Here is a 17,666-nt window from a genome sequence, read left to right as displayed (position 1 = left end):
GCGGCCGGGGCGAAACAGCTGTGAGACAACTCGATTCGACAGGGCCGACCGCAGAGGCGCCGCACTCACCCTGCTGCCGTTCACGGTTCGACGATCACCGCCGGTTCGGAGCTGCCGGAATGCCCGACGGCCAGCTCCCGAGCCCACCGATAGTCCGCCTTACCGGTCGGGAACCTCCGAATTTCGGGGTGCCGGATGATGACCTTGGGAAGTTTGTAGCGCGCGACATGTTTGGCGCACTCGTTCAGCAGCTCCAGGTCTCCGATCCCGTTGTCGGCCAGCTGAACGATGGCGACGACCTCGCTGCCCCACCGGTCCGACGGACGTCCGACCACGATCACGTCCAAGACCCCTGGATGCGCGGCGACGGCCCGCTCCACCTCTTCGACGAAGATCTTCTCGCCACCGGAGTTGATGGTGAGATTGTCCCTGCCGAGCAATTCGATCCTGCCGTCGTCGAGGACGTCCGCGCGGTCACCGGCGATCGCCCATCGCGTACCGTCGATGACGGGGAACGTACGCGCGGTCTTCGCCGCATCCCCCAGGTATCCCAGGGGGATGCGGCCCTTCTTGCCGAGCCAGCCGTGCGATCCCGGCTCGTGAAGGACCCGCTCGAAATCTTCATCGATCACCGCGGTGTCGGCGCCTTCCGGCGCGAAACTACCGTGCGACGCTCCCGCCGCGGCGTCGTAGACCCGCGTCATCTGGATACCCGATTCCGACGATCCGACGGAATCGATGACCAGAATCTCGCGTCCCAGCGCGGCGACAAGACGCTGCCGCACCGTCGGGGTCAACGGAGCGCCGCCGTTGTGAATCGCCGCCAGAGTCGCGAGGTCGTATCGCTTGCGTTCGAGCTCGGCCGCGATCGGCCGCGCCATGGCATCGCCCACCAACGGCAAAGCGATCACTCGCTCCCGCGCCACCGCCTCCAGTATCGCCGCGGGGTCGAAACGGTCGGCGATCGAAGGCAACACTACTGTTCCACCGTTGGTGATGATCTGGAACAGCATCCACTGTGCCGCGCCGTGCATGAGGGGAGCGGCCACGATCAGACGGTAGGCCCCCTCGGTCGTCCGCGCCGTCTCCGCCAGTTCGTCGTACGACCGGAGCTGTTCGCCGGTGCCGAATCTGGTTCCGCCCATGGCGGCGACATACACGTCGTCTTGGCGCCACATCACCCCTTTCGGCATCCCGGTGGTGCCACCGGTGTACAGCAGGAAGAGGTCGTCACCGTCCGGGGTCGGCAGCCCAGCGGCGGGCGGCTGCGCCGAGACGGCTTGCTCGTAGCCGACCGCACCCGGGAGCAGGTCGTGGCCGCTGTCGTCGGCGACCTGGATCAGCAGTACCTCGTGCGAGAGTTCACCGAGCACCGAGGCCACCTGGGGCGCGAACTCCGACTGGTAGACGAGAGCCTTCACCTGTGCGTCACGCAGCAAGTACACGAGTTCTTCTGCCACGTACCGGTAATTGACGTTGAAGGGCACGACTCGAGCACGGAACGCACCGATCATCGCCTCGACGTACTCCGGCCGGTTGCGCAGATATATACCCAGGTGGTCCTGCCCGGAAACATGCCCGGGCAGCGACGAACGCTCGGTGTGACACCCCAATCCGCGCGCCGCGAGAAATCCCGCCAATACCGAGGCCTTGGCGTCGGTTTCCGCGTAGGTGGCCCTGCGGTCGCCCCAGACGAGAAACTCCCGCTGGGGAACCGCAGCGGCGACCGTACCGAACACAGTCGACAAATCGAATCCAACCATGAACTACTACCTCAGATCTCTTGTTCGTCGACTCGCTCGGCCGACTCGGCGTCGCCCCAGTCGTCTCGAGTGCCTCGGGCAACTGCCCGAGATTCGGATGTGTCACTCGACCGCTACGTCGGACCGATCATCTGGTGCAGATCCTCGATCGACCACGCGGGCGCGTCTCGATGATCGCGATAGCCGAGCACCGTGGGTGCGGGCCGCTGGTATCGCCCGACGAAACCGCCAGCGGCTACGAATATCTCGCCCGTGACCGATGCCGACGCCGCACCGGCCAGGTAGAGGTACAGCGGTGCCACGTACTCCGCGGGCGGCGGGTCCAGCGCACCCTGCATGGTCGTCCTGTCGATCATCTGCCGTCGGTAGAGCTCCAGAATTCGCGCTTCGTGCGCGAAGCCCGAGGACAGACGCGTTCTGGCTCCGGGGCACACGACATTCGCACGTACCGAGTGTTCGCGTAGCTCCGCGGCAATAGCCATGGTCAGGCTATTGACCGCTCCTTTCGCCGCCGCATACCCCGTACCGCCGTAGTCGCCGAGGAAGGCGAACGACGAGGTATTGATGATCGACCCGCCACCTTGCGCGACCATGATCGGCGCCGCGGCGCGACAAGTGGTGAACGCGGTGGACAGGTGCGATTCCAGCTGAGCACGCCAATCCCACGGGTTGACCCGCAGAATCGAAGAGCCCTGTGGTTCCGGGATCCCGGCGCAATTCACCAACACGTCGAGGGAGCCGAATTGCTTCGTGCACGTCTCGATCAGTTCGTCGGCGACGACCGCGTCCGCCGCAGAGCCCGCGACGCCTACCGCCCGGCCACCCTTGATGCGAATTCCCTGGACCGCCCGGTCGACGGTGGCGGCAGTTCGTCCATTCACCACGACGCCCGCTCCGTGCAGCGCCATCAACCTGGCCACGGCGTATCCGATGCCGCTACTCGCCCCGACGACCACAACACCCTTGCCGAGCAGAGACTTCTTGTCGCTCACAGCGTTCCGCCTTCATGCCACGTGCTGAGCAGGTCGTCGGGATACCCGGGATCGCCCGACATATCAGGCCTCATCGCCGGAACCGGCATCGAGCCATTGCACCATCATCGAGTTCGAACCTTTCGAGTCATTGGATTCGATCTGCACCACAGCTCCCCCCCATGGACAGGTCGACGAGCGACGGGACACATCGTGAGACCACCGTCGACAACGGCTGATCGCCTACCGCCGAGAGCGAGACCCCGAACCGACGCCGACGTTCGCCGGAGGCAGCGACATCGCCGTCGGGCGGCAGTGCGGCCAGTTCCTCGACAACACCGCTGCGGTCCGATTCCTCCATGCCCCGCATTTGGGGCCACGGCGCGGACAACGTGCCCGATGACAGACCCACTGTCGCCGCGAGCACGGCTCCCAACAGCGATCCCACACATCGACGGGCGGTCGCGGACCAGATCTTCGTAGACGCCGACGTACGGTGAATCCGATGGGGCGTTGCCAGTCTGTTTTCCAACACACCTCCCACGATTTCCGGCGCGCATCCCGACAGCAGACATTCGCACGCCGAATCGCATGTTAAACATATGTTCAGACAACTGTCCAGAGCTAAAACAGACACCTGTCCAAATTTTGCGCACCGATGGCTCCGCTCGCTGAGGAACCGCAACGCAAAGGCTTGTTCAATAGCTATTCGCTATCATTCTGCGGCTGGCGACCTTCGGGCGATTCCGGCAAAGGCAAGGACCTGAACGGCACAGAAGGCACATCCCAGGCTTGGCGGCCGCCGTCATCTGTCGCTCTCGCGAAACTTGTCAGCAGCAGGGCAGAGTGGCGGCCGACACAGGCATACCTTGCCGCACCCACCGACATGTAGTACGGTCCAGACTAGTGTCCAGTTATTTGCCTGGACAGATGATTACCGAGAGGTTCGCAACGATGCCGGCCAGCTTGCTCCCTGCGGTCGAGCACTTCCCCGCTCGGCGGGAGGTGGCCTGCCAGCACCCCCACTCGGGCCCGGAGAACAGACGCCAACGGAATTTATTGGGCACCGAATTCGCGGGCCATCGGGTCGTGGCGCGGAAACTCCGGCCGACCATGGAGGTTCGATGTCTACCGTCAGCGTGACTCCACCGTCCACGCCCGCGGAGAGTCCCAGCGCGGTCTTGCGCCGCAACTTCTCCGACACCGTTCTGTCCAGTCTCGCTACATTCGGCCGTGCGCTACGTATCGGTGTTCGAGCTACGCGCATCGGCATCGAGGACCTCGTACGCCTGCGATTCCAAGTACGCGAAGGCCTCGCACAGGCTTGGTTCCTGATCAAGGTGACAGCGATCCCCAGCGTCCTGATCGCGATTCCCTTCGGAGTGATCTTGTCCGTCCAGGTCGGCAATATCGTGTCGCAGCTCGGCGCGAACTCCATGATCGGCGCCGCGGGTGGCCTCGGAGTGATCAAACAAGGCGCGCCGATGGCGGCGGGCATTCTGCTGGGCGGCGCGGGCGCCGCCGCTATCGCAGCCGATCTCGGTGCCAGAACCGTTCGGGAAGAAGTCGATGCCATGCGGGTGATGGGGGTCGACCCGGTGCAGCGCTTGGTTGTCCCGCGCATCGCCGCGATGATGCTGGTCGCGCCGCTGCTGAACATCCTGATCATCGTCGTCGGCATCACGGCGGGCTTCATCGTCGCGGTCGCCGCGCTCGATGTGACCCCCGGTAGCTATTGGGACTCCTTCGGCGCGTTCACCAGTTCCACCGACGTCTGGGTGTCGCTGGTGAAATCGCTGCTCTTCGGCTTCCTGGTGGTCATCATCGCCTGCCAACGCGGACTGGAGGCCACAGGCGGCCCGCGCGGTGTCGCCGACGGCGTCAACGCCGCGGTGGTCATGTCGGTGGCCACCATCACAGCCCTGAATACCGTTGTCACCCAGCTTGTTACGATGTTCCTTCCGATGAGGACGGCGTAGTGACCGCGTCGTCCTATCTTCCCGCCGGATTCCGATGGATGGGCCGCATCCGGCGCCGCGCACACCCCACTCGTCCGATCGAGACCATGGGTTTCGTCATCGGGTTCTGCTGGCAGGTGCTGTCCTCGATCCCGTACACCCTCCTCCACTATCGCCGCCAGACGGTCAGTGCGATCACGGATACGACCTGGGGCCGCGGGGCGGTGATCATCGGTGGCGGCGTGGTGCCGCTGATGCTGCTGATGGGCGCGGCGATGGGCGCCTCCATCGGCATCGAGGCCTATTACGCGCTCGATTCCCTCGCGCTCGGTGAGCTCAGCGGACTCATCTCCGCGTTCGGCGTCACCAGGGAGCTGGCCCCCATCGCCGCCGGTGTCGGATTCGCCGCGCAGGCCGGTTGCCGGATGACGGCCGAAATCGGTTCGATGCGGATCTCCGAGGAAATCGACGCGCTCGAATCGCTCGGCATCCGGTCGGTCCCGTTCGTGGTGACCACGCGAGTCATCGCGGGCGTCGTCGCTGTCGCACCTTCCTTCGTCGTCGCGCTCCTCCTCAGTTACCTGTCCTGCCAATTGATCGTGACCACGATCCATGGAGTGCCGACCGGAACCTACGACCACTACTTCGATCAATTCGTCCTGGGGTGGGACGTGATCGCCGCGACCATCAAGGTAGTGATCTTCGCCGTCGCCGTCGTCCTGATCCACAGCTACCAGGGATACTTCGCCGTCGGCGGTCCGGAAGGGGTCGGTATCGGCTCCGGACGCGCCATCCGGGCCAGTCTGGTCGCGATCATCGCGCTGGACATGGTCGCCACGATCGTCCTGTGGGGATTCCAGTCCCCCATCACATTCACCGGGTGATGGCCATGCCTCCTTACACTCTTCCCGGCGCCGAGGTCGGGCCCCGCCGCGCCAGGATGATCGGCACCTGTGCCGTGATGATCATCCTGCTCGGCTCGCTGACCTGGCGGTTCGCGCCGAAACCGGAATCGTCCGACACGATCCGGGTAGCGCTGCTCACCGCGCAGATCGGCGCGGGGGTCGAGCCGGGAACCGACGTTCGTCTCGACGGCGTCAAGGTGGGATCGGTCGCCGAGATCACCTCGGCGGGCGCCGGACGCGAACGAATCGAATTGTCGCTGGACCGATCCCAGCTGCTCGGCCTCACCGACAGCCTGACTGTCGACTTCGCGCCCGGCAACCTCTTCGGCATCACCACCGTGGGGCTGCTGCCGAACAGCGGCGGCACCGAACTCGAGGACGGGTCGGTCATCGATCTCGGTGACCGGGATTCCGGCCGGGTCCGCGACGCCACGCTGTCGGCGCTACTGCGGTCGACGGGCCTGCTGACCGAGGACGTACTGACACCGCGACTGGCCGAACTGCTGAGCCGGATCTCCCGCGATCTGAGCGCGTTCACCCCGCTGCTGGAAACGATCGGGGCGACGGTGCGCGCCTACACCGAGACCAGGCAGCTCCCACCCTCGTTCCTGGCCGGCCAGTTCGGCTCGGCGCTGGCCGGTGCGCCGCCGATGCTGACCGGCAGTCTGGACGTGCTCGAATCCGCGTACGAGAACGAGTACATGCGCCCACCGGACAACCTGGAACGGACCCGAAAGTTCTGGGACGCCATGCAATACGACCTGCTCCCAGTGGTCACCCAGACGTTGACCACCTCCGGACAGTACTTCTCGGACATGCTGCCCATCGCGACGATGGTTCTCGACCTGGTCTCGTCCTCGGTGAGCGCGCCGGAACGGTCGGCGCGGCAGCTGGACGAACTCCTCGACCGGATCGCGGGCGCGTTCCACCCGACGCCGTCGGGCCCGGTGCTGCGGGTCGGTATCGAACTCGACGCCGTGCCAGGACTGGCCACTCCCCTGCTCTCGACCCTCGGCGCGCAGTCACCGGGGGGCGAGCGCTGATGAAGATCCGATCGTTGTTCCTGCGGGTGGCAACCGCCACGGTGGCGATGGCCGTCGCCCTGGTGGGCGTTTTCCAGCTCATCGAGCGACCGGTAATGGGTGAGACCGATGCGTACACAGCGTTGTTCACCGATGCGAACGGCTTGCGGGCGGGCGACGACGTGCGGCTGTACGGAGTACAGGTCGGCAAGGTCACCGATATCGGGCTCGACGGTTCCCTGGCGCGGGTCCGCTTCACCGTACTGCGTGAGCACCCTCTGTTCACCGAGACCACGATCGCGATCCGATTCCAGAACCTCACCGGCTTCCGCTACCTCGCTATCGAACACCCCGGCGAGCCCGGCCCGCGCCGGGACACCGGCGCGGTGTTCGACACGGTGCACACCGTCCCTGCCTTCGACATCACCGCCTTGTTCAACGGGCTTCAGCCGGTCTTGGCCGAGTTGTCCACCGACGAGATCAACCAGCTCACCACCAGCCTGCTCGCCGTGATCCAAGGCGACGGCACCGGCATCGGTCCCGCCCTCGGCGCGATCGAGCGACTGAGCCGATACTCCTCGGATCGGCAGGCCGTGCTGTCCAGGTTGGTGAGCAACCTCGCGCAGATCGCGGACAGTCTTGGCGGTAAATCGGGCGACGCGGTGCAGATGCTGACCAACCTGACCAACCTGTTCGTCGCGATCGCCGAGAAACTGCCCGGGCTCGCGGATTTCGCGAACGCGATCCCGCCGGTGATCCAGCCCGTCCGGCACCTGCTGACCGTCCTCGGCCTCACCGGCGACGAGGGCTCCGACCTGGACGCGCTGTTGCGCAACGCGTTTCCAGACCCGCGGGTGGCCTCCGAGGTGTTCACCCGGCTGCCCGGAGTGATCCAAACCATGGCCTCGGCCGTCCCCGCGGCCACGAACGATCCGATCATGTGTACCAACGGTGCCGCCGTCGTCCCTGAACCACTTCGAGTACTCATTTCCGGACAGGGGGTCACACTGTGCCGAGCATGAAGGAAAGGTTTCGATCCGTCGCGACACGCAAGCGCAAACGCCCTGCGCGCGTGACCGATTCACGCTCCGATGACCTGCGGTGGGGCATCGCGGGTCTGTGCGGTGCCGCGGTACTGGCGGTCGCGATCGGTGTCGTGCACGCGACCGGAAGCACCTCGGAGAACGTCTACACCGCGGAGCTGGCACAGGCCGGAGCGCTGCGGACCGGCGACGACGTCCGCCTCGCCGGCGTGCCGGTCGGACAGGTCGAGTCACTCTCGCTGCTGCCGGATCGTGTCCGGATGACATTCACCGTCCGCGACGACGTCTTCCTCGGCGATCAGACCATTCTCGACGTCCGCATGCTGACCGTCGTCGGCGGCTACTACGTCGCCGTACAGCCGTCGGGCACCCGCCCGCTCGGGTCGGCGGTGATACCCCGTGACCGAGTCATCCTGCCGTACAATCTGACCAAACTCTTCCAGGACGCCATCGCGCCCATCGAGGAGATCGACGGCGACCTCGTCCGGCAGAACCTGGCCGCCCTGTCCGACGCGGTGCACGACAGCCCGGACGCCGTGCACGCCGCGCTCCGCGCCACCGAGGACCTGATCGACCTCATGAACAAGCAGAACTCCGACATCTCGCGCGCGCTCTCGATGGCCGACGAGTACCTCACGGCGATCAACCGGAGTTCCGACGTCCTGGTGCGGCTGGTGCAGCAGCTGCGGACGCTCGAGCTGATCGTCTACAACCACAAGACGAGCATCGGCCAAGCGCTCGAGGACGTGGCCGACGTGTTGCACAAAGTGTCGCCCCTCGGGCGCGCCTGGGACGCGACGCTCAAAGACCGCGCCGCGCCACTGGCCGAGGCGGCGCCGAAGCTGGCAGAACTCGGCGCCCACCTCGGCGCGCTGGTCGACGCACTGCGCGATATGCAGAACCGCCTGCTTCCGCTGCTGTCACCGGGCGAAGGGGTGAGGATCGACCAGTCCGCGGTGACCCTGCTACCGGAACGAATCTGCGTGCCGATCCCGGGAGGACAGTGTTGATGGCAGGCCGAACCGTGCTGACCCGCACTCTCGGATCGCGAGGGCTCATGTCCGCCGCGGTCGTCGTCACGCTCGTCGCGACGGGCGGAGCCGCGCTGCAGCTGACCCGATCGGAACCGGCCAGCCGCTCCTACTGCGCCGATATGCCAGACAGCATCGGGCTGCGCCAAGGCAGCGCCGTCACCGTGCTTGGCATCCGGGTGGGAGAAGTGACCGGCATCGAACCGAACGGCCCGTGGGCGCGAGTGCGTTTCACGGTCCGTGCAGACCGGAGGCTGCCCGAGGAGGTGGGCGCCGTGACGGTCGACGACACGCTCATCGCCAACCGAAACCTGGCACTGGTCGGCGACGAACCGGACGGACCCGGTTGGGATCCCGCCGCTTGCATCACGAACACCCTCACCCCGAAGAGCCTTTCGCAGACCTTCGACGCGCTGGCCGGAGTGGCCGACGAGCTCAACGGCGCGCACGATCCCGCGCAGCAGGGCTCCCTCGGGGCGGGGCTTGCGGCGCTGGACCGCGCCACCGCGGGCTCCGCCGACCGGATCAACACCGTCATTCGCGAACTGGGACAGGCACTCTCGGCCCCGGACGCGGCGATAGGGCATATCGGCAATCTGATCGACGCGCTCGCCGAACTCACCCACCGAGCCAGCTCCGGCTGGGACGACCTGGAGACCATGACCACCGAACTGCCCCAGACGTTCAACGACATCGTGGTCATCGCCTTCCCCCCGATCATCGACATCGTCACCTACCTGGCGCAGGTGCTTCCCCAGCTCAACGACGTCGTCATGATGCTCGGGATGCCCGCGGTGCGGGCACTGAACTCGATGACCGATCTACCGGCGATGCTGGCGGCCGGAGTGGGTTCGCTCTCGGAGGTCATCCGCATGACGCCCGCCATCGCGTCCGGGTTCGCCGAGACGGTGGACCCGGAAACAGGTCAGCTGACCATCGGCTACGCCGCGCCCGAACTCGCTGTCCCGCAACAGGAAATCTGCCCGGCCATCGAAGCGCTCACCGGCCGACCGTGCGCGGTACACCCCGGCGGCACAGCGACGATTCCGGCCCTGCCCTTCCTGCTGGCGGCGGTGAGTGCACGATGAGCGGGCCGTTGCCGTTCGCCCGCCGCGTCCGCACGGCCCTCGCGACCGCCGTGGTGTGCGCGGCCGCCGGCTGTGGCGTACAGGTAGCCGACCTTCCGGTGCCCGGCTACGGGGTCAGCGGTCCCACCTACACCCTGCGTATCGAGTTCGCCAGCGTCTTGAATCTTCCGCAAGGCGCGAAGGTGATCTCCGACGGTGTCCGGGTCGGCCAGCTCACCGACCTGCGAGTGGTCACCGATTCTCCGTCGACTGGATATGTCCTGGCCGAGCTCGCCATCATGGAATCGGTCCGGCTGCCGGTGGGCACGACCGCCGAACTGCGGCAGGAGACGCCGCTGGGCGATGTCCACATCGCTTTGTCCGAACCGGCCGCGGCCACCTCGCAGGTCATCGAACCCGGCGCCACCATCCCGCTCGCGGACACCACCGGATCCGCGACGATCGAGGACATCTTGGCGGCCCTTTCGGTTTTCGTCGGCAGCGGCGCCATCACCGATGTACAGGACATCATCCGCAAGATGAACACGGTACTGCCGCGGGACCCTCGCGACACCGCGCGCATCGCGGGCACCCTCGGCGCCGATCTCACCGATCTCGCCGACAACATCGACTCGGTCGACGCGCTGCTCGACGGCATGCAGGCCACCCTCGAACAGGGCGTCATCGCGAACGCCCCGGTGCTCGAGGAACTGCTGACGCCGTTCGGCGTCCAACAGACCACCGACGTGATCAACGCGCAGATCGGCGTCATCTTCGTCCTCACCGCGCTGGGCCCGGTCGCACCGAGCACGCTGTGGCTCGCCCCGCTCCTGCAGTCCCTGGACGACACCGCGGTCGCGGTCGTCCCGATGCTGTTCGGTGCTCGCCCGCTCGATACGAACTCGCCGTCCAACATGAGGAAACTCGTGGATCTCATCCACACCGAGGTGGTTCCGTTCGTGGAGCGCGGCCCGAAGGTCGACATCACCGAGTTCTCCGTCACGGGCGCTGCCGATCGCGATGAACAGACCCGCCGCGTCATCGATATCCTGCGCATGATCGGAGCGGTCCGATGAACACTCGAGCTCTGGTTTCGCTGACGGCGATCCTCGCGGTGCTCGTATTCGGAGTGGCCTACATGACTTTCGGCGTCCTGAACATCGATCCCCGGCGTTCGTATATCAGGATCGATATGCGGCTCGACAACTCCGGCGGGCTCGGCCCGAACTCCCCGGTCCTGCTCAACGGCGTGCACGTCGGCCGAGCCGCGTCGGTGCGCAAGGCAGCCGACGGCGTGGCCGTCGAGCTCCGGATCGACGACCGATTCCGGATACCGGTCTCCAGCCTGGTGCGGATCGAACAGCTGTCCGTGCTCGGCGAGCCCTACATCGGATTCGAACCCGAGGACGGCGCCGGACCGTATCTGACCAACGGCCAGGTCGTTCCGGCTGATCAGGTGCGGACGCCGATGACGATCACGGCCTTGTCCGCTCGCCTCGTGGAATTGCTCGACCAGGTCCATCCCGAGGTCATGGCGAGCTTGGTCGGCACGTTCGACCGTGCCCTGGCCGGCACCGACGCCGCGATGCAGACCTTGCAACGGTCCACCACCCTCCTGGCCGCCACACTGCTGAGCCGGACGGGCCATCTCAGGCAACTGTTCGGCGACCTTCAGCTCCTCGGCGCCGACATCGACTGGATGGGACCGTCGCTGACCGCAGCGGGACCGCTGTTCGGCGAGTTCGGCGTCACCCTCAACGCGATCGTCGAATCGAGTGCCGGGCTGATCGACAGCCGTCCGTCCGACCAGTACTTCACCGGCGACGGGCTGCTTCCATTCCTTGTCGAGGTCGAGACGCTGGTCCAGAAGATCGGCCCGGACATCGCGCCGCTCGGTCCGATGCTGCAACCGGTGGTCGCCGACGCCGTGGGGCGGGCGCCCCGTTTGGACATCAGTGCACTGATCGAACAAGCGCTGCACGGCGTCGGTGACGACGGCGCGTTGCATTTCCGCATTCAGCCGAAGTAGCGCGGTGGACGACCACCGCCGAAGGGACAAGTCATGACTCAGGATGCCGACGACGCACCGGCAGGCGAGGAGCGGGCGGCCGCAGCCGCACCACCGCGGACGGTGTCGCTGCGGTGGTCCACTCTGGCGACAGGCACCACGATCACGGCGCTGCTGATCGCGACCGCGGTGCTGGCCGTGCTGTACACCTCGGCACGCACCACCCTCGCCGACCGCGACCGGCGCGAGGCCGACCACCGGCACGCCGAGCAGCTCGCGACCGACTACGCGCTGGGTGCCTCGACCATCGACTACCGCGACGTGAAAGCGTGGACCCACCGCCTTTCGCAAGGAACCACCCCCGAACTCGCCGCGAAGTTCGACGCCACAGCCCCGCAGCTGGAACAGGTGCTGCTTCCGCTGCAATGGGTCTCCACGGCGAACCCGCTCTCGTCCACCGTCGTCTCGGAGTCCGGCGGACTCTATAAGGTGAACACCTATCTCACCGTGAATTCGTCCAATGTGCAGCACCCCGATGGCGCGCAGACGACCGTGACTTATTCGCTGACAATCGATCGGAACTCCGGCTGGAAGATCTCGGAGGTCGGTGGTCTGCAGAACGCGATCGCGGTCAAGTAGGCCAGCCGCGAACCCGACAGTGCCGGGCCCGGAGCAACCTGACGCGGCACCTCTTACGATTCGGTGCGTCGAACGCCGCTACGTCGAGCCGTCGTCATCCGTCCCCCGGTTCACCGGTCCTCGTCGGTGAACCGGATGACGCCGCGAATGTTTTTGCCCTCCAACATGTCTCGGTACCCCTCGTTGATCTGCTCGAGCCGGTACTGCCGGGTGACCATACTGTCGAGCTCGAGCTTGCCCGCCCGGTAGAGCGACAGCAGCTGCGGGATGTCGTAGTGCGGATTGCCGCCGCCGAAGATGGCGCCCCGCAGATTCTTCTGGAGCAGGGTGAGCATCGCCAGGTTCAAGGTGGCTTTGTTGTCCACGAGGCTGCCCATCGCGGTGAGCACGCATGTTCCGGCCTTCGCGGTGATCCCCATCCAGGAATCCACGTCCTCGCCGCGCACCTCGCCGACGGCGACAATGACCTTTTTGGCCATACCGCCCGCGGTGATCTCCGCGGCCGCGGCCGTCGCCTCTTCGAGAGTGGCGTAGGCGTGGGTCGCGCCGAACTTCAACGCCTGCTCGCGTTTCCACGGCACAGGATCCACCGCGAAGACGTAGCGCGCGCCCGCGTTGACGGCCCCCTGCAACGCCGAGATCCCGACACCGCCGAGACCGATCACCGCGACATCCTCGCCGGGGCGAACGTCGGCGATCCGGGTCGCCGACCCGTATCCCGTGGTCACACCGCACCCGACCAGGCAGGCGACTTCGAACGGAACCGCGGGATCGATCTTCACGACCGAACTCTCGTGCACCACCATGTACGGCGCGAACGTCCCGAGCAATGTCATCGGAAAGACGTTGTGTCCTTTGGCCCGCACCCGGAAGGAGCCGTCGGTGACCGAGGTGCCCGCCAACAGCAACGCGCCGAGATCACACAGGTTGCGCAGTCCGGCCTGACACGACGGGCACTTCCCGCAGGACGGGATGAACGACAGTACGACGTGATCGCCGACGGCCAGATCCTCGACGCCCTCACCGACCTCGGTGATGATGCCCGCGCCCTCGTGGCCGCCGAGGACCGGGAAACCCGCCATGGGGATGCCGCCGGTCACCAAGTGGTGGTCGGAATGGCACATGCCCGCCGCTTCGACCTGGATCTCGACCTCGTGCTTGCGCGGATCCCCGATCTCGATCTCCTCGACCGACCACGGCTGATCGAACTCCCACAGCAGCGCGCCCTTGGTTTTCATGGATACCTACTCTCCTTGGAACAAGCCTGTCGGGCTCATCTCGTGACCGGTGCGTACAACTGCCTGCCGAACGCCGGCGGCAGATCCAACGTCGTCCTGATGCCCGGCGCCGCGGCGACGACGGCGGGGATGGCGTTGACGATCCGGCCCGCCGCCGCCAGGATCGCCGCGTAGTTGTGGTCACCGTGGCGGCTGGTGGGACAGATGTCGACGCGATAGGAAGGCTCGCCGGTGATCTCGACGTGGTAAGAGCCGCCGGGCTGCGCAGGCTGTGGCCAGTCGGGCCGCAGGTCGCCCCGCAACCGGGTGGTGTGGTCGACGACGATCGCGGGAGTGTCGCCCACCATGCCGCGAATCTCGAAGCGGACCGCGGCGAGTCCACCCTTGGGTATCCGGCCGACGGCCACATCGAAGTCCTCCGGCGCGGGCTCTCGCTCGTGCCATTCCTCGATCCGGTCCACCGGAATGTCCAGGCCCGCGGCGAGCTGGCGAATGGCGGTCCCCCAAGCGGCGGCGAGCACACCCGGCTGGAACAGCAACGGCACCTCGTCGGCCGGCTTGCCGAAACCCATCACGTCGAACATCACCGTCGAGCCGTCGTAGGTGGCGTAGTCGGCGATCTCCACGCAACGGACCTGTTCGATACGCTGACAGGTCCCCGAAAGCACCAGCGGAATCAGGTCGTTCGCGAAGCCCGGGTCGATGCCGGTGATGAAGATGCTCGCGCCACCGCGACGAGCGGCGTCCTCGATGCGTGCGATGTACTTGTCCGGCATGATATGCCAGGGGTACTGGAGCATGCCCGGCGCCGATCCCACGACGTTGATGCCCGCTTCGACCAGCCGCAAGCAGTCGGCGAACGCCCCGGATGTGCGCGTGTCCCCCATCGCGCAGTAGACGGCGCAGTCGGGTGCCAGTGCGACAAGATCGTCCAGGCGGTCGGTGGCGGTGATGCCGGTGACCACGTCCAGCCCTGCCAGCTGGCCCGCGTCCTTTCCCACCTTGTCCGGGTTCGACACGCAGACACCCACCAATTCGAATCGCGGATTGGTGATCGTGCCTGCCAAGGCCGGCCTGCCGACGTTTCCGGTGCCGATATGGACGACGCGGATCGTCATCGTTGTACTCCTCGCAGTCGCGGGCGGAAATGCCCGTTGCCGTGCCGCCGGCGAGGAATCCCCATCCACGCCGGCGAACTTCGACTAGACTAGTGTCTAGAACAGGTTCCAGTCCAGTGTCTTTCATGCTAGCGTGAGCCGACATGGGACGTGTTGAAAACAAGGTCGCGATTATCAGTGGCGGTGCACGCGGAATGGGTGCATCGCATGCCGGACTGCTCGTTTCCGAAGGGGCGAAAGTCGTCGTCGGCGACATCCTCGACGACGAAGGCCGGCGATTGGTGGAGGAACTCGGCGCGGCCGCGCGCTATATCCACTTGGATGTCACCAGCTCGGACGACTGGTCGGCCGCGGTGGCGACCGCGGTCGGTGAATTCGGGTCACTGAACGTTCTGGTGAACAACGCCGGCATCATCAATGGCAGCTCACTACAGAATTTCGATGTCGATCGGTGGCGAAGGATTCTCGACGTGAATCTGACGGGCACGTTCCTCGGTATGCGGGCGGTGGTGGAACCGATGATCGCGGCGCGCGGCGGTTCCATCATCAACGTGTCGTCGATCGAGGGCCTGCGGGGAGCCCCGTGGGCGCACGGCTACGTCGCGTCGAAGTGGGGAGTCCGCGGCCTGGCGAAATCGGCCGCGCTGGAACTCGCACCCCACAACATCCGGGTGAACTCGCTGCACCCTGGGCTCATCAGGACTCCGATGACCGCCGGGATCCCCGACGACCTGGTCACCATCCCGCTCGGGCGGCCCGCCGGCTCCGAGGAGGTGTCGACCTTCGTGCTCTTCCTGGCCAGTGACGAATCGTCGTATGCCACCGGATCGGAGTTCGTCGTCGACGGCGGCCTGGTCACCGCGGTGCCGCACAAATCTCAGTAACGTGCGAAACGTCCCATCGGCCGAACGGACGGCCGATGGGACGTTCCACACACATCGTCGACGCGGCTACGCGGGACGAATCGACATAGGAAGGCCCGCGAACCCGCGGACGTTCACCGAATGCACACGCTCGGCGGCCGCGGCGTCGATTTCGTAGCTCTTCAGCGATTTGGCGATTTCGGTGAGCCCGATATTCGCCTCCAACCGGGCGAGATGGGCGCCGAGGCAGAAATGCACGCCGAGGCCGAAACTCATGAGTGTTTGGGAGCTGTCTCGACCGATCCGATACTCGGCTGCGTCGTCGAACACGTCTTCGTCCCGATTCGCCGAACCCACCAGCAACAGCACGCGGTCGCCTTCCGGAATCGTGAACCCACCGAATTCCACGTCGGCGACGAGCCGTCGCAACAACATCTGCGTCGAATTGTCGAAACGCAGCGTCTCTTCGGTCCACGCGGGCACAATTCCCGGATCGGCCAACGGCTTGGCCAGCTCGTCCGGGAATCGCCATCCCCAATACATGGCATTGCCGAGCAGTTTGGTGGTCGTCTCGTTACCGGCCACCACCATGAGGACCATGAATCCGATGATCTCCTCGTCGGAGAGCCGGGTCACCCCACCGGCGCCGTCCGGAATCTCGGCGTCGATCAAGACCGACACCATGTCGTCACCGGGATTCTTGCGCCGGTCCGCGAGCAGCTCCTGGTAGTAGCGAACCAGCTCCACGTAGGCGTAGATCGCCGCCTCCGGCACATCGAGAACGCCCTCTTCTCGATGCAGCAGTAGGTCCGACTGCTCACGCAGGTGGGTGCGATCGACCTCGGGTACCCCAAGCAGCTCCGACACGACGTCCATCGGCAACAGTCCGGCGAAGTCGCGGATGAAGTCGAACTCCTTCATCTCCAGGCATCGTTGCCAGTGCTGGCGCGTGAGCGCGGTGATCCGGTCGGACAGATCCATCACCCGCCGCGGCGTGAAGCCCTTGGAGACGAGTTTGCGGATCCGCGCGTGCTTGGGGTCGTCCATCGCCAGGAATGACATGGACTTGTGCGCGTCCGGACCGTACGAGGTCGGATCCATGGACACGCCCCAGCTGTTGGACAGCCGCACACTGTCGCGCAACGCCGCCCGCACGTCGGCGTGCTTGGCCAACGCCCAGAAATCCTGCGTCGAGTTGTGGTACACCGGCGCCTCGGCGCGCAGCCGCGCGTAGGTCGGGTACGGGTCCTCGTGGAACAGATAGTCGTAAGGGTCGAACGGTACCCGCGTCTCCATATCGACATTCACAGCGCACTCCATCAAGAGAATCCGTCACGACGCTCGAATGTCACCTGCGGTGCGACCGATTGGGCCGATCCACGCGACAGCCGGGCAATCGCCTTCCTCCGCCACGCTACGCCGGACATGAACAGTTGTACAGACAGCTGTCCACACACGAGTAGAGCCTCTGGACGGAAAAGATCCGCATTGCGTGCACGCCTGAACTGCTGGACACGTCACCCCGAACCGCCAGTGGCGGATTCAACCGAACAGGGTTGCCACGTCCGCTGTTTCTGAACTAGAGTCCAGACACCTGTCCATGCGGACGGGTGGGAAAAGGATGAGGGAATGACGGACAACATCCGCAGACACGGCCTGGACATGATGGAGCAGGTCTACGGGTGGCCGATGAAGGACGGCCCCGGTGCCCACTTCGCCGCGACCGCCGATCACCTGTTCGGCCGCATCTGGTCACGTCCCGGACTGAGCCTGCGAGATCGCAGACTGCTGCTGTTGGGCGTCATCGCCGCGGCCGGCCTCGCCGATGTGGCGTCCATTCAGATGGACGCCGCGCTGCGCAATACCGAACTCGACGAGAACCAATTGCGGGAGATCGTGCTGTTTCTCGCGCACTATGTCGGCTGGCCCGTCGCGGCCGATATCGACGCGGCACTCGACAAGATCATCGACAGCGCCGAGCCCGGGCTACGGTAGCCATGCGCGGAACACTCGAAGCAACGGTCGACAAGGCATATTTCC

General features: G+C 65.8%; 16 protein-coding genes. 11 read left to right on the top strand and 5 right to left on the bottom strand.

Translation table 11 applies throughout. The annotated features are described in order from the left end of the window. Positions 1–80 precede the first annotated feature (80 nt). Together ABZV58_RS17985 and ABZV58_RS17980 are read right to left on the bottom strand one after the other, a co-directional pair. Positions 81–1,763, bottom strand: coding sequence for an acyl-CoA synthetase (locus tag ABZV58_RS17985; protein WP_355001258.1), 1,683 nt, complete (start codon positions 1,761–1,763; stop codon positions 81–83). 113 nt (positions 1,764–1,876) lie between these two features. Then, on the bottom strand, positions 1,877–2,755 hold the full coding sequence (locus tag ABZV58_RS17980; protein ID WP_355001257.1) for an SDR family oxidoreductase: 879 nt from the start codon (positions 2,753–2,755) through the stop codon (positions 1,877–1,879). A 1,103-nt stretch (positions 2,756–3,858) separates the two neighbouring features. On the opposite strand from ABZV58_RS17980, the gene ABZV58_RS17975 reads away from it, so the two are divergent. The 9 genes from ABZV58_RS17975 to ABZV58_RS17935 are packed head-to-tail and all read left to right on the top strand — an operon-like array spanning position 3,859 to position 12,407. Further along, a complete protein-coding gene (locus ABZV58_RS17975) occupies positions 3,859–4,713 on the top strand; it encodes an ABC transporter permease (RefSeq protein WP_355001256.1) in 855 nt (284 codons plus the stop codon). Beyond that, a complete protein-coding gene (locus tag ABZV58_RS17970) occupies positions 4,713–5,576 on the top strand; it encodes an ABC transporter permease (protein ID WP_355001255.1) in 864 nt (287 codons plus the stop codon). Before ABZV58_RS17975 ends, ABZV58_RS17970 begins: the two co-directional genes overlap by 1 nt. Positions 5,577–5,581: 5 nt before the next feature. Continuing rightward, entirely contained in the window at positions 5,582–6,640 is a 1,059-nt protein-coding gene (locus ABZV58_RS17965; RefSeq protein ID WP_355001254.1) for an MlaD family protein, read from the top strand. Next, a complete protein-coding gene (locus ABZV58_RS17960; RefSeq protein WP_355001253.1) occupies positions 6,640–7,641 on the top strand; it encodes an MlaD family protein in 1,002 nt (333 codons plus the stop codon). Before ABZV58_RS17965 ends, ABZV58_RS17960 begins: the two co-directional genes overlap by 1 nt. Positions 7,642–7,691: 50 nt before the next feature. After that, the gene (locus ABZV58_RS17955) at positions 7,692–8,672 is read left to right on the top strand and encodes an MlaD family protein (RefSeq protein WP_355001252.1); all 981 of its coding nucleotides are present in this window, start codon (positions 7,692–7,694) and stop codon (positions 8,670–8,672) included. Continuing rightward, entirely contained in the window at positions 8,672–9,781 is a 1,110-nt protein-coding gene (locus ABZV58_RS17950; RefSeq protein ID WP_355001251.1) for an MlaD family protein, read from the top strand. Before ABZV58_RS17955 ends, ABZV58_RS17950 begins: the two co-directional genes overlap by 1 nt. Further along, positions 9,778–10,836, top strand: a complete 1,059-nt coding sequence (locus ABZV58_RS17945) for an MlaD family protein (protein ID WP_355001250.1) — start codon at positions 9,778–9,780, stop codon at positions 10,834–10,836. The genes ABZV58_RS17950 and ABZV58_RS17945 overlap by 4 nt, the downstream gene beginning before the upstream one ends. Next, a complete protein-coding gene (locus ABZV58_RS17940; RefSeq protein ID WP_355001249.1) occupies positions 10,833–11,789 on the top strand; it encodes an MlaD family protein in 957 nt (318 codons plus the stop codon). The genes ABZV58_RS17945 and ABZV58_RS17940 overlap by 4 nt, the downstream gene beginning before the upstream one ends. A gap of 33 nt (positions 11,790–11,822) precedes the next feature. Beyond that, positions 11,823–12,407, top strand: coding sequence for a hypothetical protein (locus ABZV58_RS17935; RefSeq protein ID WP_355001248.1), 585 nt, complete (start codon positions 11,823–11,825; stop codon positions 12,405–12,407). A gap of 110 nt (positions 12,408–12,517) precedes the next feature. Here the strand turns inward: ABZV58_RS17935 and ABZV58_RS17930 are convergent, their stop codons facing one another. Next, positions 12,518–13,645 carry an NDMA-dependent alcohol dehydrogenase gene (locus ABZV58_RS17930; protein WP_355001247.1) on the bottom strand — a complete coding sequence of 376 codons (1,128 nt, stop codon included), beginning with the start codon at positions 13,643–13,645 and terminating at the stop codon, positions 12,518–12,520. Between the two features lie 35 nt (positions 13,646–13,680). Beyond that, positions 13,681–14,763 carry a diacylglycerol kinase gene (locus ABZV58_RS17925; RefSeq protein ID WP_355001246.1) on the bottom strand — a complete coding sequence of 361 codons (1,083 nt, stop codon included), beginning with the start codon at positions 14,761–14,763 and terminating at the stop codon, positions 13,681–13,683. 143 nt (positions 14,764–14,906) lie between these two features. Here ABZV58_RS17925 and ABZV58_RS17920 point away from each other — a divergent pair, with 143 nt between their 5' ends. After that, positions 14,907–15,647, top strand: coding sequence for a glucose 1-dehydrogenase (locus ABZV58_RS17920; protein ID WP_355001245.1), 741 nt, complete (start codon positions 14,907–14,909; stop codon positions 15,645–15,647). Positions 15,648–15,713: 66 nt separating this feature from the next. Here ABZV58_RS17920 and ABZV58_RS17915 read toward each other — a convergent pair whose 3' ends face one another. Then, entirely contained in the window at positions 15,714–16,946 is a 1,233-nt protein-coding gene (locus tag ABZV58_RS17915; protein WP_355001244.1) for a cytochrome P450, read from the bottom strand. Positions 16,947–17,255: 309 nt separating this feature from the next. Between ABZV58_RS17915 and ABZV58_RS17910 the strand changes: the two genes are divergently transcribed. Beyond that, on the top strand, positions 17,256–17,621 hold the full coding sequence (locus tag ABZV58_RS17910) for a carboxymuconolactone decarboxylase family protein (RefSeq protein ID WP_355001243.1): 366 nt from the start codon (positions 17,256–17,258) through the stop codon (positions 17,619–17,621). Positions 17,622–17,666: the final 45 nt, after the last annotated feature.

It is taken from the genome of Nocardia sp. NPDC004654 (assembly GCF_040609595.1).
In the GTDB taxonomy this organism is placed as follows: Bacteria; Actinomycetota; Actinomycetes; order Mycobacteriales; family Mycobacteriaceae; genus Nocardia.
Note: the sequence above shows the minus strand (reverse complement) of the source record. Positions and strands in the feature narration are given on the sequence as shown.

Excerpts from the sequence above, each read along its gene's own strand:
- ABZV58_RS17965 (WP_355001254.1), top strand. The coding sequence starts at position 5,582 with ATGCCTCCTTACACTCTTCCCGGCGCCGAGGTCGGGCCCCGCCGCGCC.
- ABZV58_RS17960 (WP_355001253.1), top strand. The coding sequence starts at position 6,640 with ATGAAGATCCGATCGTTGTTCCTGCGGGTGGCAACCGCCACGGTGGCG.
- ABZV58_RS17945 (WP_355001250.1), top strand. The coding sequence starts at position 9,778 with ATGAGCGGGCCGTTGCCGTTCGCCCGCCGCGTCCGCACGGCCCTCGCG.
- ABZV58_RS17975 (WP_355001256.1), top strand. The coding sequence starts at position 3,859 with ATGTCTACCGTCAGCGTGACTCCACCGTCCACGCCCGCGGAGAGTCCC.
- ABZV58_RS17985 (WP_355001258.1), bottom strand. The coding sequence starts at position 1,763 with ATGGTTGGATTCGATTTGTCGACTGTGTTCGGTACGGTCGCCGCTGCG.
- ABZV58_RS17910 (WP_355001243.1), top strand. The coding sequence starts at position 17,256 with ATGACGGACAACATCCGCAGACACGGCCTGGACATGATGGAGCAGGTC.
- ABZV58_RS17950 (WP_355001251.1), top strand. The coding sequence starts at position 8,672 with ATGGCAGGCCGAACCGTGCTGACCCGCACTCTCGGATCGCGAGGGCTC.
- ABZV58_RS17940 (WP_355001249.1), top strand. The coding sequence starts at position 10,833 with ATGAACACTCGAGCTCTGGTTTCGCTGACGGCGATCCTCGCGGTGCTC.
- ABZV58_RS17915 (WP_355001244.1), bottom strand. The coding sequence starts at position 16,946 with ATGGAGTGCGCTGTGAATGTCGATATGGAGACGCGGGTACCGTTCGAC.
- ABZV58_RS17930 (WP_355001247.1), bottom strand. The coding sequence starts at position 13,645 with ATGAAAACCAAGGGCGCGCTGCTGTGGGAGTTCGATCAGCCGTGGTCG.
- ABZV58_RS17920 (WP_355001245.1), top strand. The coding sequence starts at position 14,907 with ATGGGACGTGTTGAAAACAAGGTCGCGATTATCAGTGGCGGTGCACGC.
- ABZV58_RS17935 (WP_355001248.1), top strand. The coding sequence starts at position 11,823 with ATGACTCAGGATGCCGACGACGCACCGGCAGGCGAGGAGCGGGCGGCC.
- ABZV58_RS17925 (WP_355001246.1), bottom strand. The coding sequence starts at position 14,763 with ATGACGATCCGCGTCGTCCATATCGGCACCGGAAACGTCGGCAGGCCG.